Origin of the sequence: Cellulomonas sp., assembly GCF_035634735.1 — a bacterium.
Lineage (GTDB): Bacteria > Actinomycetota > Actinomycetes > Actinomycetales > Cellulomonadaceae > Cellulomonas.
Genome location: NZ_DASQCJ010000148.1, coordinates 1 through 18414, shown reverse-complemented (window position 1 = coordinate 18414; position 18414 = coordinate 1). Strand labels below are relative to the sequence as shown.

At 75.7% G+C, this 18414-nt stretch carries 16 protein-coding genes and 1 pseudogene; 8 read left to right on the top strand and 9 right to left on the bottom strand.

Annotation, left to right across the window (positions count from 1 at the left end):
- From VER05_RS12970 to VER05_RS12960, 3 genes are all read right to left on the bottom strand, one after another.
- The coding region (locus tag VER05_RS12970) for an RNA polymerase sigma factor (RefSeq protein WP_324845756.1) at positions 1 to 1338 on the bottom strand (1338 nt) is incomplete at its 3' end.
- A 216-nt stretch (positions 1339 to 1554) separates the two neighbouring features.
- Positions 1555 to 1953: a universal stress protein gene (locus VER05_RS12965; protein ID WP_324845755.1), complete on the bottom strand. Its 399-nt coding sequence runs from the start codon at positions 1951 to 1953 to the stop codon at positions 1555 to 1557.
- A 128-nt stretch (positions 1954 to 2081) separates the two neighbouring features.
- Positions 2082 to 3893 (bottom strand): DUF4192 domain-containing protein, encoded by a 1812-nt coding sequence (locus VER05_RS12960; RefSeq protein WP_324845754.1) that lies wholly within the window; start codon positions 3891 to 3893, stop codon positions 2082 to 2084.
- Positions 3894 to 4021: 128 nt separating this feature from the next.
- Between VER05_RS12960 and VER05_RS12955 the strand changes: the two genes are divergently transcribed.
- Positions 4022 to 4540 (top strand): hypothetical protein, encoded by a 519-nt coding sequence (locus VER05_RS12955; protein WP_324845753.1) that lies wholly within the window; start codon positions 4022 to 4024, stop codon positions 4538 to 4540.
- A gap of 17 nt (positions 4541 to 4557) precedes the next feature.
- On the top strand, positions 4558 to 5676 hold the full coding sequence (locus VER05_RS12950; RefSeq protein ID WP_324845752.1) for a polyprenyl synthetase family protein: 1119 nt from the start codon (positions 4558 to 4560) through the stop codon (positions 5674 to 5676).
- A 51-nt stretch (positions 5677 to 5727) separates the two neighbouring features.
- Here the strand turns inward: VER05_RS12950 and VER05_RS12945 are convergent, their stop codons facing one another.
- Positions 5728 to 6147, bottom strand: a complete 420-nt coding sequence (locus VER05_RS12945; RefSeq protein WP_324845751.1) for an Rv2175c family DNA-binding protein — start codon at positions 6145 to 6147, stop codon at positions 5728 to 5730.
- Positions 6148 to 6473: 326 nt separating this feature from the next.
- On the opposite strand from VER05_RS12945, the gene VER05_RS12940 reads away from it, so the two are divergent.
- The 4 genes from VER05_RS12940 to VER05_RS12925 all read left to right on the top strand — a co-directional run bounded on the left by VER05_RS12940 (position 6474) and on the right by VER05_RS12925 (position 10614).
- Entirely contained in the window at positions 6474 to 7679 is a 1206-nt protein-coding gene (locus VER05_RS12940) for a lytic transglycosylase (protein ID WP_324845750.1), read from the top strand.
- A gap of 48 nt (positions 7680 to 7727) precedes the next feature.
- On the top strand, positions 7728 to 9743 hold the full coding sequence (gene pknB, locus VER05_RS12935; RefSeq protein ID WP_324845749.1) for a Stk1 family PASTA domain-containing Ser/Thr kinase: 2016 nt from the start codon (positions 7728 to 7730) through the stop codon (positions 9741 to 9743).
- 71 nt (positions 9744 to 9814) lie between these two features.
- Positions 9815 to 10195 carry a helix-turn-helix transcriptional regulator gene (locus VER05_RS12930; protein ID WP_324845757.1) on the top strand — a complete coding sequence of 127 codons (381 nt, stop codon included), beginning with the start codon at positions 9815 to 9817 and terminating at the stop codon, positions 10193 to 10195.
- A gap of 5 nt (positions 10196 to 10200) precedes the next feature.
- Positions 10201 to 10614: a VOC family protein gene (locus tag VER05_RS12925; RefSeq protein WP_324845748.1), complete on the top strand. Its 414-nt coding sequence runs from the start codon at positions 10201 to 10203 to the stop codon at positions 10612 to 10614.
- A 79-nt stretch (positions 10615 to 10693) separates the two neighbouring features.
- Here VER05_RS12925 and VER05_RS12920 read toward each other — a convergent pair whose 3' ends face one another.
- From VER05_RS12920 to VER05_RS12910, 3 genes are all read right to left on the bottom strand, one after another.
- Complete coding sequence (locus VER05_RS12920) at positions 10694 to 12046, bottom strand: class II 3-deoxy-7-phosphoheptulonate synthase (RefSeq protein WP_324845747.1); 1353 nt, start codon at positions 12044 to 12046, stop codon at positions 10694 to 10696.
- A complete protein-coding gene (locus tag VER05_RS12915) occupies positions 12046 to 13266 on the bottom strand; it encodes a pyrophosphate--fructose-6-phosphate 1-phosphotransferase (RefSeq protein WP_324845746.1) in 1221 nt (406 codons plus the stop codon). The genes VER05_RS12920 and VER05_RS12915 overlap by 1 nt, the downstream gene beginning before the upstream one ends.
- A 135-nt stretch (positions 13267 to 13401) precedes the next feature.
- On the bottom strand, positions 13402 to 14178 hold the full coding sequence (locus tag VER05_RS12910; protein WP_414647625.1) for a lysophospholipid acyltransferase family protein: 777 nt from the start codon (positions 14176 to 14178) through the stop codon (positions 13402 to 13404).
- A gap of 98 nt (positions 14179 to 14276) precedes the next feature.
- On the opposite strand from VER05_RS12910, the gene VER05_RS12905 reads away from it, so the two are divergent.
- Positions 14277 to 14933, top strand: coding sequence for a hypothetical protein (locus VER05_RS12905; RefSeq protein WP_324845744.1), 657 nt, complete (start codon positions 14277 to 14279; stop codon positions 14931 to 14933).
- Between the two features lie 82 nt (positions 14934 to 15015).
- Here the strand turns inward: VER05_RS12905 and VER05_RS12900 are convergent, their stop codons facing one another.
- Positions 15016 to 15960 (bottom strand): ROK family glucokinase, encoded by a 945-nt coding sequence (locus VER05_RS12900; protein ID WP_324845743.1) that lies wholly within the window; start codon positions 15958 to 15960, stop codon positions 15016 to 15018.
- A gap of 275 nt (positions 15961 to 16235) precedes the next feature.
- Here VER05_RS12900 and VER05_RS12895 point away from each other — a divergent pair, with 275 nt between their 5' ends.
- A complete protein-coding gene (locus VER05_RS12895; RefSeq protein WP_324845742.1) occupies positions 16236 to 18044 on the top strand; it encodes an AMP-dependent synthetase/ligase in 1809 nt (602 codons plus the stop codon).
- Between the two features lie 157 nt (positions 18045 to 18201).
- Here VER05_RS12895 and VER05_RS12890 read toward each other — a convergent pair.
- Positions 18202 to 18414: pseudogene (locus VER05_RS12890) on the bottom strand (hypothetical protein); the annotation flags it as partial.

The following is an 18414-nucleotide window of genomic DNA, read 5'->3' as shown; positions in this document are numbered from 1 at the left end:
GGAGTCCTCGATGAGGTCACCGAACTCGCTGTCGCCGTCCTCGCCGAGCGGGGTGTGCAGCGAGATGGGCTCGCGGCCGTACTTCTGGACCTCGACGACCTTCTCGGGGGTCATGTCGAGCTCCTTGGCGAGCTCCTCCGGCGTGGGCTCCCGACCGAGGTCCTGGAGCATCTGCCGCTGCACGCGCGCCAGCTTGTTGATGACCTCGACCATGTGCACCGGGATGCGGATGGTGCGGGCCTGGTCGGCCATGGCGCGGGTGATCGCCTGCCGGATCCACCAGGTGGCGTACGTCGAGAACTTGTAGCCCTTGGTGTAGTCGAACTTCTCGACCGCGCGGATCAGACCGAGGTTGCCCTCCTGGATCAGGTCCAGGAACAGCATGCCGCGGCCGGTGTAGCGCTTGGCGAGCGAGACGACCAGGCGGAGGTTGGCCTCGAGCAGGTGGTTCTTGGCGCGGCGGCCGTCCTGCGCGATCCACTGCAGCTCGCGGCGGGCCTTCGGCTCGAGGTCGTCACCGATCGCGGCGAGGCGCTCCTCGGCGAACAGGCCGGCCTCGATGCGCTTGGCGAGCTCGACCTCCTGCTCGGCGTTCAGCAGCGCGACCTTGCCGATCTGCTTGAGGTAGTCCTTGACCGGGTCGGCGGTGGCGCCGGCGGTCACGACCTGCTGGGCCGGCGCGTCGTCCTCGTCCCGGTCGGACACGACGAAGCCGGTGTCCGTGGACTCCTCGGCCGCGGGGGCCTTCTTGGCGGCGGCCGGGGTCTCCTCCGACTCGCCGTCCTCGGTGGTCTCCTCGGCGTCGTCGCCGGCCTCGAGCTCGGCCTCGTCGATCTCGACGTCCTCGAGCTCGACGTCCTCCTCGTCGCCGTCCTCGTCCGACTTGGCCTTGGTGGCCTTCGTCGCCTTGACGGGCTTGGCGGTGGCGGCCTTCCCGGCGGTCGCCTTCTTGGCGGCCGGCTTGGCGGCGGCGGCGCGCGTCTTGCGGGCGGGCTTCTCCGCCTCGTCGCCGTCCTCGGCCGCGACGACGGCCTTGGCCGACGGCCGCGCCTTGGCGGTGGTGGCCGCGACCGCGCGGGCGGGCGCGGCGGTCGGCTCCTCGATGGTGATGCCGGCGTTGGCCAGACCGCGCACGACGGCCTTCAGCCGCCTGGCGTCCTCCACCTGAGCGGCCTCGCACGCGTGACGCAGCGCAGCGGCGTCGACGCTGCCGTTGGTGCGCCCGGCGCGCACGAGGTCCTGCAGGGCGGGGTGCTCGAACTCACGCGGGAGTGTGGGGGTGGGAGTCTGGGGCGTCACGAATGACCTTTCGGCAGCAAGGGACCCGGTTCGGCGCATCGGGTACCTCGATATTGTACCGGCCCGCACCCACCTCGGGATGCCCCCGGACGGGCGGCGAGGCCTCGGTCCGGCAGGCCGGATGACCTGTCGTAGGTGCTCAACGCACGAGGCCCGCCGCGGATTCCCGCGACGGGCCTCGAACGGTGCGTGGGTCGCCGGTCCCCGGCGTGTCCCGGTCGCCCGGGCGTGTCGGTGCAGGGGCGGCCGCGACGGTCAGCTGGGGTCGGGCTTGACCGCCAGGACCGGGCACGGGGAGTCGAGCAGGATGCGCTGCGCGTTGGCCCCGAGGATCAGCTTGCCGACCGGGCTGCGGCGGCGCAGCCCGATGACGATGAGGGTCGCGTCGGTCTCCTCGGCGGTGCCGATGAGGGACTCCGCGACGTCGCGGCCGCCGGAGATGACCCGGACGTCGTGCGGGACGTCCTCCGCCTCGAGCGAGGCGCGGACCTCGTCGAGCGCGGTCGCGAGCTCGGCCTTCTGCTCGTCCGTCTCGTCGCCGCGCTCGCTCACGACCACCACCAGCGGCTCCGACCGGCGGACCGCCTCGCCCGTCGCCGCGGCGAGGGCGGCACGCCCCTCGACCGTCGCCAGGTACCCGACCACGATGCTCATGTGTGCTCCTCGCACGTGCGCTGTGCGTCCTCGGGCGCGCACCGGTGCGCCGTCGCGCGGGTGCGGGCCGTGGACCGTGCTCCGACCGTACCGGAACGGGTCGGGGCGCACGACCGGCGGTGGGGCGCTCAGCAGCGACGACGCACCCAGCCCGGCGGGAGGCCCGCGCCGAGGGCGCGGTCCAGCAGCTCGGCGAGCCGGTGGCCCGGGTCCTGGTCCAGCGCCCGGTCGACCAGCACGGACGCCCGGACGGCGTCGCCGTCCCACCACGCCAGCAGCGCGAGCAGGGTGAGGGCGGGCGCCTGCCGGTCGCGCCGGCCGTGCGCCACGACGCGCTCGAGCACCCCCCACCCGGCGGCCGCGACGTCCTCGCAGGGCTCCCGGCCACGCACCGGGTCGACGAGCCGGTCGAGCGCGGCGCGGACGCGCTCGGACACGTCGGCGGCGTCGGGGTCGTCGGCGTCCCGGGCGCGGTCCGCGTCCCGGGGGCGCTCGGTGTCCCGGGCGTGCTCGACGCTCCGGGGCCCCTCGGCGCCCCGGGAGTCCACGGCGCCCCGGGGGGCGTCGCCGTCCCGGGAGTCCTCGGCGCCCCGGGAGTCCTCGGCGTCCCGGCGCTCGCCGGAGACCGGTGGCGCGGCGCGGTCCGCGGACCCCACGGCGTCGTCCTCCCCCGGCCACGCCTCGTCGTCCGTCCATCCCGCGGGGCCCGACCAGGCCACCCCCGGCGGCCACGGCGAGCCGGCGACCAGCAGCGCGTCCGGCAGCCCGGCGTCGTCCGGCGCCACGAGCGTCAGCACGACCGCGTCCCGCACCACCGGGTCGAGCAGCGCGGCCTCGACGCGTCCCAGCGCGGCGGACGGCACCCGGGCGGCGGCGGGACCCCGCGCCCCCGCGAGGGCACCCCGCCACGCGGCGAGCGAGCGCCGCCGCCAGCGCAGCACGGCGTCCGGGCCGTCGGCGCGCAGCAGGGCGTCGAGCCAGCGGGACCGGGCGGCCGAGGCGGACCGGCGCGGTCCGGGTGCCGCGGGCCGGATCACGCCGAGCTCCTCCCGCGACCCGGCGACGCCGCCCCGGCGGGCCACGAGCCGACCGGCGATCTCCCCGCCCGACAGGTCGGCCAGCGGGCTGCCGCCCACCGGGCAGCAGCCGCGGTCCCGGCAGTCGAGGCCGACGTAGCGGTCGTCGTCGACGGACCAGACGGTCACGGGCCCGAGGTGGGCCAGTGCCCGGCCGAGGACGTCGGCGGCGCGGCCGGCGCGCGAACCGGCCCGCGTGCGGAGGCCGCGCTCGGGGTCGCGCGGGTCGCCCTCGCCCGCGTACAGGACGACGACCACCTCGGCCGCGCCGTCGGCCCGCAGGTGGGCGGCGAGGTCGGCCGCGAGCCGCGGCCCGCCGGGGCCGAGCAGGTCCGGCAGGTCGGCCCGCGCCACCACCCCGAGCCGGCGGCCCGGCGGCCGGAGGGCCACCAGCACGGCGGAGTCGCGCGGCACGAAGCCGAGCTGGTACGGCACGAGGGCGAGCAGCTCGCGCGGGTGACCGAGGCGGAGCACGGCGCGCCGCCCGGCGGGCTCGCTCCCGGCGGGCTCGCTCCCGACGGGCTCGCTCCCGACGGGCTCGCTCCCGACGGGCGACGTGCCGGCGCGCTCGCCGGCTCGCGCGCCGCCGGCACCGCCGGCGAGGTCGCCGGACCGGGCTCGGCCGGCGTCGGCGGGCACGCGCTCGCCGGTCGGGCGGTCGCCGCCCGGTCCCCGGGTCTCCCCGGCCGGGTGGTCGGCGTCGGGTGTCCGGGTCTCCCCGGCCGGGTGATCGCCGCCCGGTGCCAGGCTCTCCCCGGTCGGGTCGTCGGCGTCGGGTGTCCGGGTCTCGTCGGTCCGGTGCTCGGTGTCCGGGGGGCGGGTCTCGTCGGGCCGGGCGTCCGGCCGGGGCGTCGTGGTCGTCATGCCCGCCAGCCGACCGCACCCCGCCCGCCGCCCGCCGTTCCCCCCGGCCCGCCCTGGGGACGTGTCACCACTCACCCGCCTGTGGAGGAGTCGGCGCCCGCCCGTGGCGCGGCGCTACTGTGGCGCCCGTGCTCCGCCGCCCCACCACCGCCGCCCTCCTCGTCGCCCTCGTGGCGGTCGGCTCGGCGGCCTGCACCGACGGCGACGGGACCGCCGCGCCCACCGGCTCGGGCGCGGCGACCGCCACGGCCCCGGCGCCCGCGCCGACCGAGTCGCTGCTGCCCAGCCCCACGTCGACGGGGTCGTCGGTCGGCGACCTGGCGGCGGGCTTCCCCACCGACCTGGTGTCCCCGCCCGAGGGCAGCGAGATCCTCGTGTCCAGCGCCGAGACCGACGCCGCGACCGGGCTCACCACCCTCAGCCTCAACCTGCGCAGCCCGCTCGACACCGACCAGCTGGTGCAGGCGGTGCGGGAGCAGCTGGTCGCGGCGGGCTTCGGCGAGACGGTGGTGGACCCGGGCACCACCGGCCTCGCCGCGACGTCGACGTTCGTCCGCGGGGACGGCGGCACCGAGCTGCTCACCCTGGGCGTGCTGGACCGCGACGGGGTCCGGACGCTGACGCTGGGCGGGACCGTCCGGCTCTGAGGCCCTAGGCTCGCCGGGTGAGCACCGCCCCCGCACTCGTCGACGCCGAGGACCTCCGCAGCCGGGTCGACGCCCTGCTCACGGAGCACGTCGACGCCCTGCTGCCCGAGCTGGTCGCCGCCGGCGCCGGCGCGGCCCCGCTCGCGGAGGCCCTGAGCCACATGCTCGCCGGCGGCAAGCGGCTCCGTGCCGCGTTCTGCTGGTGGTCCTGGCGCGCGCACGGCGGCGACCCGGCCTCCCCCGAGGCCGCGGCGGTCCTGCGGGTCGGCGCCGCGCTCGAGCTGTTCCAGGCGGCGGCGCTGTTCCACGACGACGTGATGGACGACTCCGACACCCGGCGCGGCAGGCCCGCGGCGCACCGGCGGTTCGCCGCGCGCCACGCCGAGCAGGGCTGGTCGGGCGACCCGGACCGGTTCGGCGAGTCGGCGGCGATCCTGCTGGGCGACCTCGCCCTGGTGGCGAGCGAGCGCGAGTTCGTGCGCGCGGTCGCCGACCTCCCCGCCGCCCGCCGCGCCGCCGCGCACGCGGTGTTCGAGCGGATGCGCACCGAGGTGACGGTCGGGCAGTACCTCGACCTGCTCGCGGAGGTGCTGCCCTGGGGCGAGGACCCCGCTGCCGACGAGCGGCGCGCCCGCGAGGTGATCGTGGCGAAGGCCGCGCGCTACAGCGTGGAGCACCCGCTGCTGCTGGGCGCCGTCCTCGCGGGCGCGGGCGAGGACGCGCTCGCCGCGACCGCCGCCTACGGCCTGCCCCTCGGCGAGGCCTTCCAGCTCCGCGACGACCTGCTCGGCGTGTTCGGCGACCCGGCGACGACCGGGAAGCCCGCGGGCGACGACCTGCGCGAGGGCAAGCGGACCGTCCTGGTGGCGCGCGCGATGGCGCACGCCCTCGCGGCCGGGGACACCGGGCTCGCCGACGCGCTGCACGCCGGCCTCGGCGACCGTGCGCTCGACGACGCCGCGTGCCGCGCGCTCGCGGACCGCATCGCGGCCAGCGGCGCCGTGGCGGACGTCGAGGCGCTGATCGCCGACCTGAGCGAGCGCGGGTTCGCCGCGCTCGCCCGGGCCGAGCTCACCGAGGAGGGCCGGCAGATGCTCGTCGCCCTCGGCCACGCCGCGGTCGACCGCCGGGCCTGACCCCGGCCCCGGCCGGGGTGGAACCGCCACGGCCGCCGCGGCCCGCGGGCGTCAGAGCAGCGCCTGCGCCCGCCGCCGCACCTCGGTCTTGTGGCCCGCGCGCAGCGCGTCCACCGGCCGGCCCGGCAGCGACTCGTCGGGCGTGAACAGCCACGCGATCGCCTCGGCGTCGGACATGCCGACGTCGCCGAGCACCGACAGGGTGCCCTGCAGCGAGGCGAGCACCGCGGCGCGCGCGGCCGGCGCCTCCTCGGCGTAGCCCTCCGGCGCCGTCGCGGGGTTGCGGGCGTCGACGGGGACCAGGAACGCCGCGGGGATGCTGAGGACGGGCGGCTCGCCGCAGCGGACGCCGGCGAGGCGGCGCTCCTTGAGCAGGCGGCGGACCCGGCCGGCGTCGAGGCCGAGCTCGTCCGCCACGTCGGGCACGGTCAGCCAGGAGTCGACCAGGTCATCGGGGTTCTGCGCAGTCACGCGGGCCAGCGTACTGACGCGCGCCCGTCGCGCGCGCACCGCGAGCACCGCCCGCGCGACGCGGACGCGCCGCCCGCCCCACCCCGACGCGCCACCCGCGCGCCGCGCCCCGTTCCCCCTGCCGGCCCAGCGGAGCCGCCCGGGGGTGTGAGGAATGCGTCCGAAATGTCCTGGTCAATGCACCAAATGGCGCCGTCGACTTCCCAGGCCCCAGGACGTGCACTACCGTCGCACTGGTCACTTCAGTCACACGAGTCACACGAGTCACGCGCTCCGAGCGCGTACCGCCGCCGCACCACGACGTCTCAGCACCAGGGGTCCCCACCATGTCGCAGCCCGCCCTCGCCCTCACGGACCAGGCCGCCCGCACCCCGGGCGCCCCGGCCGGCGCCGCGGCCCGCCGTGGCCGGCTCCTCGCCACCAGCACCGGCGCGCTCGCGATCGTGGCGGTCGCGGCCACCGCGACGGCGCCCGCCGCGCACGCCGACGAGTCGTACACGGTGCGCTCGGGCGACACCGTCAGCCACATCGCCGCGAAGTACGGCACGACCGTGTCCGCGGTCCGCAGCGCGAACGGGCTGAACGGCAGCGCCTTCATCCGCGAGGGCCAGAGCCTGACGATCCCGACCTCGGGCGGCACCGCCCCCGCCGCCACGACGGCGGCCACCGGCGGGTCCCACACGGTCGCCTCCGGCGAGACCGTCTCGGCCATCGCGAAGCGCTACGGCACCACGGTCGCCGCGATCGTGTCGGCCAACGGCCTGGACTCCCGCGCGTTCATCCGCGTCGGCCAGACCCTCACCGTCCCCGGCGCCGGCGCCACCGCCACGGCCGCCCCCGCCGCCACGACCACCGCCACCGGCGGGTCGCACACCGTCGCCTCCGGCGAGACCGTCTCCGCCATCGCCAAGCGCTACGGCACCACCGTCGCCGCGATCACCGCCGCCAACGGCCTGGACTCCCGCGCGTTCATCCGCGTCGGCCAGACCCTCACCGTCCCCGGCGCCACCGCCACGGCCGCCCCCGCCCCCGCGAGCAGCGGCACGCAGCTCGTCGGCAACACCTTCCTGGGCCGCACCTACGCGCCGAGCGTCGTCGCCTCCGCGAACGCCAACAAGGCCTCGCTGATCGCCATGGGCGTGCCGTCGAAGGCCGAGATGCAGGCGCGGGTCGCCTCGACCGCCCGCGCGATGGGCGTCGACCCGGCGCTGGCGCAGGCGATCGCGTTCCAGGAGTCGGGCTTCAACCACACGTCCGTCTCCCCCGCGAACGCCATCGGCACGATGCAGGTCATCCCCACCTCCGGCGAGTGGGCCTCGCAGCTCGTGGGCCGCGACCTCAACCTGCTCGACCCGGACGACAACGTGGTGGCGGGCGTGGCGATCCTGCGCCAGCTCGTGCGCACCTCCCCCGACCTGTCGACGGCCATCGCGTCGTACTACCAGGGCGCGTCCTCGGTGAAGCGGAACGGCATGTTCAGCGACACCCGGCGGTACGTCGCCAACGTCCAGACCCACATGGCGCGCTACTGACCGCGGGCCTCCGGGGTCCGGGCCGCCCCCGCCCGTAGAATGCCGCCCGTGGGAGCCACCGTCACCGATCCGCTCGTCGGCCGCCTGGTCGACGGGCGCTACGAGGTCGTCCAGCGCATCGCGCGCGGCGGCATGGCGACGGTGTACCTGGCGGTCGACCGGCGCCTGGACCGCGACGTCGCGCTCAAGGTCATGCACCCGCACCTGGCCGAGGGCCGGGCGGGCGCCGACTTCGTCGCGCGGTTCCGGCGCGAGGCACGGGCCGCGGCCCGGCTGACCCACCCGGGCCTGGTCGGCGTGTACGACCAGGGCGTCGACGGCGACACGTCGTACCTGACCATGGAGTACGTCGACGGCGTGAACCTGCGCCGGCACCTGTCCGAGCGCGGCTCCCTGACCGTGGACGAGGCGCTGCGGGTGGCCGAGCACGTGCTGGACGCGCTCGGCGCCGCGCACCGCGCCGGCCTCGTGCACCGCGACGTCAAGCCCGAGAACGTCCTGATGGCGACGGACGGCCGGATCAAGGTCGCCGACTTCGGGCTGGCCCGCGCCGTCACCGAGGTGACGTCCACGACGACGGGCACGGTGTTCGGCACCGTCGCCTACCTGTCGCCCGAGCTGGTCGTCCGCGGCGAGAGCGACGCGCGCACCGACGTCTACGCGACCGGCGTGCTGCTGTACGAGATGCTGACCGGCGCGCAGCCGTTCACCGGCGAGACGCCGATCCAGATCGCGTTCCAGCACGTCAACAACGACGTCCCCGCCCCGTCCGACGCCGACGACGCGTCCTGGCTGCCGGTCGAGGTCGACGAGCTGGTCGCCGCCCTGGCCGCGCGGGAGCCGGAGGACCGGCCCGCCGACGCCGGCGCCGCCCTGGCCCTCCTGCGCCGCACCCGCACCACCCTCGACCCCGCGACGCTGGCCCGGCGGGTGGACCGCGAGCCCGTCGTGTCCCTGCCGCACGCCACCGACCCGGAGCACGACACCGGCGCGCCCGTGCGCGACCCGGACCGCACCGGCGACCCCGCGGCCGACGAGCCCGCGGAGCCCGGCGGCGCCACCACCCGCATCGAGGCGCCCGGCCGCACGGTCGCGCTGCCCATCGGCGCGGTGACCGTCTCCGGCTCCCCCGCCGCCGGCACCTCCGGGCGGCGCCGCCCGTGGCGCTGGGTCGTCGCGGCGGTCCTGCTGCTCGCCGCGCTCGGGGCCGGCACGTGGTGGTACCTGGCCGTGGGCCCCGGCGCGTACACGACCGTGCCCACGGTCTCCGCGCTGGCCGAGGAGGAGGCGCTCAGCGCGCTCGACGCCGCCGGCCTGGCCTCCGACGTCGTCCGGGCGTTCGACGACGCCGTGCCGTCCGGCGACGTGGTGTCCGCCGACCCCGGGGACGGCGAGCGGGTGCGCAAGGACGGCACCGTGACGCTCACCGTGTCGAAGGGCGTCGACCTCGTGGCGATGCCGGCGGAGACCCTGGTCGGCACGATGCAGGCCGACGCCGAGGCGGCGCTCGCCGCCGCGGGCCTCGAGCCCGACTACGTCGAGGGCGACCACTGGGACGACGCCGCCCCGAACGGCGCGGTGCTCGCCGTCACCGACGCGGACGGCAACCCCGTGGAGCCCGGCCAGAGCCTGAGGCGCGGCTCGACCGTGCTGCTCACGCTGTCGGACGGCCCCGAGCCCGTCCGGATCGTCTCGGTGGTCGGCGCGACGCTCGAGGAGGCCACGCAGCAGCTGCAGACCCTCGGTCTCGTGGTCACGCCCGAGGAGGCGTTCAGCGACACCGTGCCCGCCGGGCGGATCATCGCCCAGACCCCCGAGGGGGGCGCCGCCGGCCACCGCACGGACACCGTCACGCTGCAGGTGTCGAAGGGCCCGGAGACCGTCGCGATGCCGAACCTCACCGGCAAGCAGTACGCCGAGGCGGCCGCCGCCCTCGAGGCGATCGGCCTCAAGGCGGAGCGGCGCAACGTGCTCGGCGGCCTGTTCGGCACCGTGCGCGACCAGAGCGTGCCGGCCGACCAGCAGGTCGCCAAGGGCTCGACGATCACGCTGACGGTGGTCTGAGCGGAGAGGAGGTCCGCGTGCCGAACCCGTCCCTGGACGACCTGGTCCGGCTCCGCCGCGCGCGGGACCGGATGGACCGCGACTACGCCCAGCCGCTCGACGTGCCGACGCTCGCGAGGGACGCGCTGATGTCCGCCGGCCACTTCTCCCGGTCGTTCCGGGCGGCGTACGGCGAGACGCCCTACGGGTACCTGATGACCCGGCGCATCGAGCGCGCCAAGGCGCTGCTCCGCCGCGGCGACCTGAGCGTCACCGACGTGTGCGTCGAGGTCGGCTGCACCTCGCTCGGCTCGTTCAGCTCCCGGTTCACCGAGCTGGTCGGCGTGAGCCCGTCGGCCTACCGGGGCCAGCAGCACGACGCCGGCGCGGCCGTCCCCGCGTGCGTCGCGAAGGTCCGCACCCGACCGGTCAGGAACGGAGAAGCGTCGCGCGACCCCGTGCCTCTAGCGTGACCGGCATGGACATCACGCTGCAGCAGTGCTTCATCGCCGTGCACGACCACGACCTGGCCCTGGCGTTCTACCGGGACGTCCTCGGCCTCGAGGTGCGCAACGACGTCCGGTTCGAGGGGATGCGGTGGCTGAGCGTCGGCCCGCCGCACCAGCCGGACGTCACGATCGTGCTCGAGCCGCCGCTCGCGGACCCGGGCGCGTCCGACGCCGACAAGCAGGCCATGGCCGAGCTGCTCGCCAAGGGCCTGCTGCGGGGCGTCATCTTCCAGACCGACGACGTCGACGCCACGTTCGAGCACATCCGCTCGGCGGGCGGCGAGGTCCTCCAGGAGCCGATCGACCAGCCGTACGGGGTCCGGGACTGCGCGTTCCGGGACCCGTCGGGCAACATGCTGCGGTTCAACCAGCGCGCGGCCTGACGCCGCGCCGGCCCCACCCACGACGACGGCCGCCGTCCCCTGCGCGGGGGCGGCGGCCGTCGTGCGTCGTGCGGGCGGCTCAGCTGCGCCGGAGCAGCTCCACCACCTGGAACGCGAGCTCCAGCGACTGCTGGTGGTTCAGCCGCGGGTCGACCAGCGTCTCGTACCGGCGCGCCAGCCCGGCGTCGTCGATCTCCTCGGCGCCGCCGAGCACCTCGGTGACGTCGTCCCCGGTGAGCTCGATGTGCAGGCCGCCCGGGACGGTGCCCAGCGCGCGGTGCACCTCGAAGAACCCGGCGACCTCGTCCATGACGTCGGAGAACCGGCGGGTCTTGTAGCCCGAGGCGGACGTGATGCCGTTGCCGTGCATCGGGTCGCACACCCAGGTGACGGGGCGGCCGTCGGCCGTGACCTTCTCCACCAGCGAGGGCAGCAGGTCGCGGATCTTGCCGGCGCCCATGCGGGTGATGAACGTGATCCGGCCGGCCTCGGCGCTCGGGTTGAGCTTGTCGACCAGGCGCAGCGCGTCGTCCGCGGTGGACGTCGGGCCGAGCTTGATGCCGATCGGGTTGTGCACGCGGCTGAAGTAGTCGACGTGCGCCCCGTCGAGCTGCCGGGTGCGCTCCCCGATCCACAGGAAGTGCGCCGAGCAGTCGTACGGCAGGCCGGTCCGCGAGTCGATCCGGGTGAGCGGCCGCTCGTAGTCGAGCAGCAGCCCCTCGTGGCTCGAGTAGAAGTCCACCGTGCGCAGCGCGTCGAAGTCGGCGCCGCACGCCGCCATGAACCGGATGGCCCGGTCGATCTCGGCGGCGATCTCCTCGTACCGCGCGTACGCGGGGTTGGCCGTGAAGCCCCGGTTCCACTCGTGCACCCGCAGCAGGGACGCGAAGCCCCCGGTGGTGAACGCGCGGATGAGGTTCAGGGTCGACGCCGACGTGTGGTACGCGTCGAGCAGCCGCTCCGGGTCGGGCGTGCGGGCCTCGGGCGTGAACTCGAAGCCGTTGATGATGTCGCCCCGGAACGCGGGCAGCGTGACGCCGTCGCGGGTCTCGGAGTCCGACGAGCGCGGCTTCGCGTACTGCCCGGCCATCCGGCCCATCTTGATGACGGGCAGGCTGGCGCCGTAGGTGAGCACGACCGCCATCTGCAGGACGGTCATGATCTTGCCGCGGATGTTGTCCGCGGTGGCCTCGGCGAAGGTCTCGGCGCAGTCGCCGCCCTGCAGCAGGAACGCCTCACCCCGACCGGCGGCCGCGAGCTGGCCGCGCAGCGCGTCGGCCTCCCCCGCGAACACCAGGGGCGGCAGCCCGGCGAGCCGGTCCGTCACGCGCTGGAGCGCGTCGGTGTCCGGCCACGCCGGCTGCTGCGTGACGGGCAGGCCCCGCCAGGCCTCGAGCCCCGCGAGGACCCGCGGGTCCGCCTCGACGCTCATCAGTGCGCCGTCGCGGGCACCAGGGGCTGCCCGATGCCCTCCAGGATCGCGCCGAACCACGGCTGCGAGACGTCGAACGCCTTGCCGCCCGCGATCCGCGGGAACGCGATGGCCTTGAGGCGGTCGCCGTCCTCCTCGTCGTGGCCGATCACGCCGGACTCGTTGCGCAGGGCGCACTCGACGGCGAGGTCGGTCATCGACTTGATGAGGCGCAGGTCCTCGGCGTTCGCGGCAGCGGCGCGCGAGTAGTAGCCCGACTTCTGAACCATGACCTTCTCGGCGCCGAGCTTCTCCGCGAACTGCTTCGCGAACCACTGGCCCGGGTTGATCGTGTCGAGCTTGACGTGGCCGAACGGGTCGCGCGGCACCTCGGCGCCGGACGCCTCGAGCTGCTCGACGATCTCGTGCATGCCCGCGCCCTCGGACAGGAAGATGTTGACGTTGCCCTGGGTGTCCATGATCGCCTTGAGGCGCGCGGCCTCGGCGTCGATGTCGAGCGCGAGCTCGGGCAGGAAGACGGCGTGGATGTCCCAGCGCTCGCGCGTCAGGCCGAGGGCCGGGGCCCACTCCTGGCGGTCGAGCCACTTGCGGTACTCGGCGGCCGCGGCGGCGGTCAGCCAGCCGCAGTGCCGGCCCATGACCTCGTGCACGATCAGCATGCGCGGGCCCGAGCGGTGCTCGCCGATGACGTTCGCGGCGAAGCCGGCCGCCTCCTCGGCGGCGGTCCACGCGCCGAGCGACTGCTTGATCGGCACCACGTCGTTGTCGATGGTCTTCGGCAGGCCGACGACGGTCAGGCCGTAGTCGTTGTCCGCCAGGTACGCGGCGAGGTCGGCCGCCGTGGTGTTGGTGTCGTCGCCGCCGATCGTGTGCAGCACGTCGACGCCGTCGGCCTTGAGCTGCTCGGCCGCGACCTGCAGCGGGTCCTGGCCCTCGGCGACCAGTCCGCGCTTGACGCAGTCGGCCGCGTTGGTGAGCTTCACGCGCGAGTTGCCGATCGGCGAGCCGCCGAACCGGTGCAGCAGGTGCGCCTGCGCGCGGCCCTCGGCGTCGATCACGATCTTGTCGCCGCGCAGGAGCCCGTGGTACCCGTGCTGGTAGGCGATGATCTCGACCTCGGGGGCGATCTCGGTGTAGCGCTCGATGAGGCCACCGACGGCCGAGGACAGGCACGGAGCGAAGCCACCCGCGGTCAGGAGCGCGACGCGACGAACCGACATGAGACACACCTCTCGATAGAACAGCACAGCTGGGTCATCCCAGCCCCCGGGCCACTGAAGGGCACCCCGCGGGGCCGGACCCGGGACCGAGGTCCTCGGGTCGCGCCGCGCGGAGCGCGACGGACGCGGCTCATCCTACTGAGCCGCGGACTCCTCCTCCGGCGGGACCGGAGGCTGGACATCGGGCACGGCCCGGCCGCCGGGCGCGGTGGGCTCGGGGGCCGCCGGGCCGGTCGCCGCGGGGTGCCCGGTCGCGATGCGCGCCTTCTGGGTCGCGGCGTAGATGTCCACGTACTCCTGGCCGGACAGGGCCATGAGCGCGTACATGATCTCGTCGGTCACCGAGCGCAGGATGAACCGGTCGTTCTCCATGCCCTTGTACCGGCTGAAGTCGAGCGGCTCGCCGATGACGATGCCGATCCGCCGCGGCCGCGGCAGGCGCTGGCCGAGCGGCTGCGCCTTGTCCGTGTCGATCATCGCGACGGGGATCACCGGGGCGCCCGACTCCAGGGCCATGCGCGCCACGCCGGTTTTGCCGCGGTACAGGCGACCGTCGGGGCTGCGGGTGCCCTCGGGGTAGATCCCGAACAGCTTGCCCTCCGCCAGCCGGTTCAGGCCGGTGCGCAGGGCCGCCTCGGACGCCTTGCCGCCGGAGCGGTCGACCGGGATGGTGCCGACGCCGCGCATGAAGCCCGCGGTGAGCCGGCCCTTGAGGCCGCGGCCGGTGAAGTACTCGTTCTTGCCGATGAACACGATCTCGCGGTCCAGCACCAGCGGCAGGAAGAACGAGTCGACGACCGCCAGGTGGTTGCTGGCCAGGATCGCCGCGCCGCTGCTCGGCACGTGCTCCGCGCCCCGCACCCACGGGCGGAACAGCAGGTGCAGCAGCGGGCCCACCAGGACCCGCTTCATGAACCAGTAGAACAACCTGCCACCTCTCGCCCTCGTCGTGCGGGCCGTCGCGCACCCGTCGGGTGCCCGGCGCTCGTAGCCGACTCTAGAGTGCTGCCATGGCCCCGCGTCCCGACCGCCCCGACCCGTCGCCCGACGGCGACGAGCCCGACGGCCCGCGCGCCGACCGGCCGCACGACCCCTCCGGCGACCGCGTCACCGACGAGCAGTGGGCCGCCATCGTCGCGGAGCTCCGCGGCGACGCCGACCCGACCGGGCCGACGGAGCCGCCGGCGGCCGCCGCCGCAGGCCAGGACGACCCGCGGACGTCGTCCGGTCCCGCCGTAACCTACCCCGTCGCGCCGTGGGTGACCGACCGGCGCGTCGTCCGGCGTCCCCGCGAGCAGCCGGGGACGCCCGCCGAGCCCGGCGCGACCGCCCCCGGGGACGCCGGCACCCCGCCGGCGTCGGGCCGCGACTGGGACGCGACCGACCAGATCGACGAGGCCGAGCGGCGCGTCGACGAGGCCGAGCACTTCCGGCCGCCGGAGCCCGGCCCCGTGCTCGGCGGCGACCCGCTGCTGACGATGGCGTGGCTCGCGATCGCGCTGATGCCCGTCGTGTGGCTGGTCGTGCTGATCTTCTGGCGGGGCGCCCCGCCGGTCGTCATGCAGGCGTCCGTCGTCACGTTCGTGCTGGGCCTGGTGGTCCTGCTGTGGCGGATGCCGCACCGCCGGGACCCGGAGGACGACGACTCGGACGGCGCCGTCGTCTGACGGTCCCGGACGCGCGACGGGCGCGCCGGGCGCGGGGTCTCCCCCGGCTCCGGGCGCGCCCGTCGCGGACGTGCGGTCGGCCTCAGCGGCGCGCGAGGTCCGCGGCGCCGACGATGCCCGCGTCGTTGCCCATCGAGGCGAGCGCGAACGTCGCCTCCGGGCGGTGGCCGCGCGCCGACAGCTGGTCGAGGAACGCGCGGCGGGCCGGGGCCAGCAGCAGGTCGCCCGCGGCGCTCACGCCGCCGCCGATCACGACGATCGACGGGTCGAGCAGCGCCGCGACCGACGCGGAGCCCTCGCCGATCCACCGGCCGAGCTCGGCCAGCAGCTCGACGGCCAGCGGGTCGCCCTCCTGCGCGGCCTGGGTGACGTGCGGGCCGGTCAGCGCGTCGGCGTCGCCGCCGGCGAGCTCGAGCAGCCGGGTGCCGCGCGCGGGCTCGGTGATCAGCGCGGACTGCGCGTCGCGCACCAGCGCGCTGCCCGAGGCGTACTGCTCCCAGCAGCCCTCGTGGCCGCAGCCGCAGTAGTGGCCGCCGGGGACCACGCGCATGTGGCCGACCTCGGCCGCGACGCCCCAGGCGCCGAGCACGAGCTCGCCGTTGACGACGATCGCGCCGCCCAGGCCGGTCCCGATCGTGAGCAGCAGCATGTCCTGCTCGTCGCGCGCGGCGCCGAACCGGAACTCGGCCCAGCCCGCCGCGTTGGCGTCGTTCGCCACGACGATCTTCACCTCGTCGCCGATCTCCTTGGCGACGATGTCCCGCAGCGGGTGCTCGCGCCACGGCAGGTTCGGGGTGAACAGCACGGTGGCCTGGTCGGTGCCGATGAAGCCGGGGGCGGCGAGGCCGATCGCGCCGATCTCGTGCTTCTCGGCGAGCTCCTGGCACGCCTCGATGACGCCTCGGTCGACGCTCGCGGAGTCGCGGGGGTCGGTGTCGCGACGGGTCTTCGCGATGATCCGGCCGTCCTCGTCGACCACACCGGCGGCGATCTTCGTCCCGCCGATGTCCACACCGATGGCGTGCATGCTTCCCTGCTTCCGCGTGAGATCTCTGCGTGGCGCACCCGCGAGGACCGCCGGACCGGGACGCTGCACCGGTGCCGCGGCGGCGACACTGCGCGCGTGCGCCCCCACGCTAGCGTGCTGGGCGGCCTTCTCTGCACACGCTCCCAGCGCCCGGGCGGTTCTTCCGCCGGCACCGGCGCCGGCCACCCGCTCGGGGGACGTGTCGGGCGCCGCGACCGGGACGAAAGTCCCTTATGCTCCTGACACCCTTCCCACGCCTGACAACGGAGCCAGCCATGGAGGAGTTCAGCACACCCCTGCTCATCGAGGCGGGGCCGCGGGAGAACCTGCTCGACCTGCTCGCCGCGCGGGTGGCCGAGACGGGCGACGGCCCGCTCATGGAGTACAAGACCCCCGGGACGACGACGTGGCGCACCGTGAGCGCCGCGCAGTTCGACCGCCGGGTGCGCGACGTGGCCCGCGGGTTCGTCGCGCGCGGCGTCCGCCCGGGCGACCGGGTCGGCATCATGTCCCGCACCCGGTACGAGTGGACGGTGCTCGACTGGGCGCTGTGGAGCGCCGGCGCGGTCCCGGTGCCCGTCTACGAGACGTCGTCCGCGGAGCAGGTGCACTGGATCCTCACCGACGCCGCGGTGACGCTGCTGGTCGTCGAGACCGCGGAGCACGCCGCCACGGTCGCCGAGGTGCGCCCCGAGGCGCCGCTGCTGCAGGACGTGCTCGTGATCGACGGCGGCGCGGTCGACGCGCTCGCCGCCGAGGGCGCGGCGGTGCCCGACTCGGAGGTGGACCGGCTGCGCCGGCACGCCGGCCGGGACGACGTCGCGACGATCATCTACACCTCCGGGACCACCGGCCGCCCCAAGGGCGTCGAGCTGACCCACGGCAACTTCGCGGTCCTCGCGCGGAACGCCGTCGAGGGGCTGCACGAGGTGGTGTCGACGCCCGGCGCGCGGACACTGCTGTTCATGCCGCTGGCGCACGTGTTCGCCCGGTTCGTCGAGGTGCTCTGCATGCCGGCCGGCGCCGTGCTCGGGCACACCCCCGACACCAGGCAGCTGCTGCAGGACCTCGGCGAGTTCAAGCCGACGTTCATCCTGTCGGTGCCCCGGGTGTTCGAGAAGGTCTACAACTCGGCCGAGCAGAAGGCCGCGGCCGGCGGCAAGCTGAAGATCTTCCAGTGGGCCGCGCGCACGGCCATCGCCTACTCGAAGGCCCTCGACGCCGGCGGCCCGTCGGTCGGCCTGCGGGTGCAGCGGGCCGTCGCCGACCGGCTCGTGTTCCACAAGCTCCGCGCCGCGATGGGCGGCCAGATCGAGTGGGCCATCTCCGGCGGCGCCCCGCTGGGCGAGCGGCTGGGCCACTTCTTCCGCGGCATCGGCGTGCGCGTGCTCGAGGGCTACGGGCTGACCGAGACCACCGCGCCGGCGACCGTCAACATGCCGGGCAAGACCCGGATCGGCACCGTCGGCCCGCCGCTGCCCGGCACCGCGGTGCGGATCGCCGACGACGGCGAGGTGGAGGTCCGCGGCCACCAGGTGTTCGGCCGGTACCACGGCAACCCCGTCGCGACCGACGAGGCCTTCGACGACGGCTGGTTCCGCACCGGCGACCTCGGGTCGCTCGACGACGACGGCTACCTGCGGATCACCGGGCGCAAGAAGGAGATCATCGTCACCGCCGGCGGCAAGAACGTCGCCCCGGCCGTGCTCGAGGACCGGCTCCGCGCGCACCCGCTGATCAGCCAGGTCGTGGTGGTCGGCGACGGGCGGCCGTTCATCGGCGCGCTCGTCACGCTCGACGCCGAGGGGCTGCCGGGCTGGTGCGCCGCGCACGGGCTGCCGGAGCTGTCCGTGGCGGCGGCCGCCGTGCACCCGGACGTGCTCGCGTCGATCGACGAGGGCGTGGAGCGGGCGAACCGGGCGGTGTCCCGGGCCGAGTCGATCCGGCGGTACCGCATCCTCGACCGGGACCTCACGATCGCGGGCGGGTACCTGACGCCGAAGCTGAGCGTGCGGCGGACGCACGTGCTGAAGGACTTCGCGACGGACGTCGAGGCGATCTACTCCGGGGAGCACACGGGCTGACGCGGGGCGCGCGGGCGCGGGCGCGGGCGCGGGCGCGGGCTCTGCGCTCGCGCTCGCGCCGTGAGGTCGTCACAACCGGATGAGGTCGGCTGATACGAATGACGACCTCGCGCGGATGTGACGACCTCGCGGGTGCGGGTGCGCGGGGCTGGTGCGGTCAGACCCGGCCGAGGCGGGCCAGCAGGGTCGCCGACGGCAGCACGCGGGCGCCCGCCGCCTCCAGGTCGGCGCCCAGCGCGCGGTCGCTCGTGACGGCCACGACGACCCGGCCCGGCGGCTCGGCGCGGACCAGCCGGCGCAGCAGGTCGTCGGCGATCTCCCCCTGGGAGAACAGCACCCGCACGCCGCGCGGGGCCACGGGCGCGCGCCC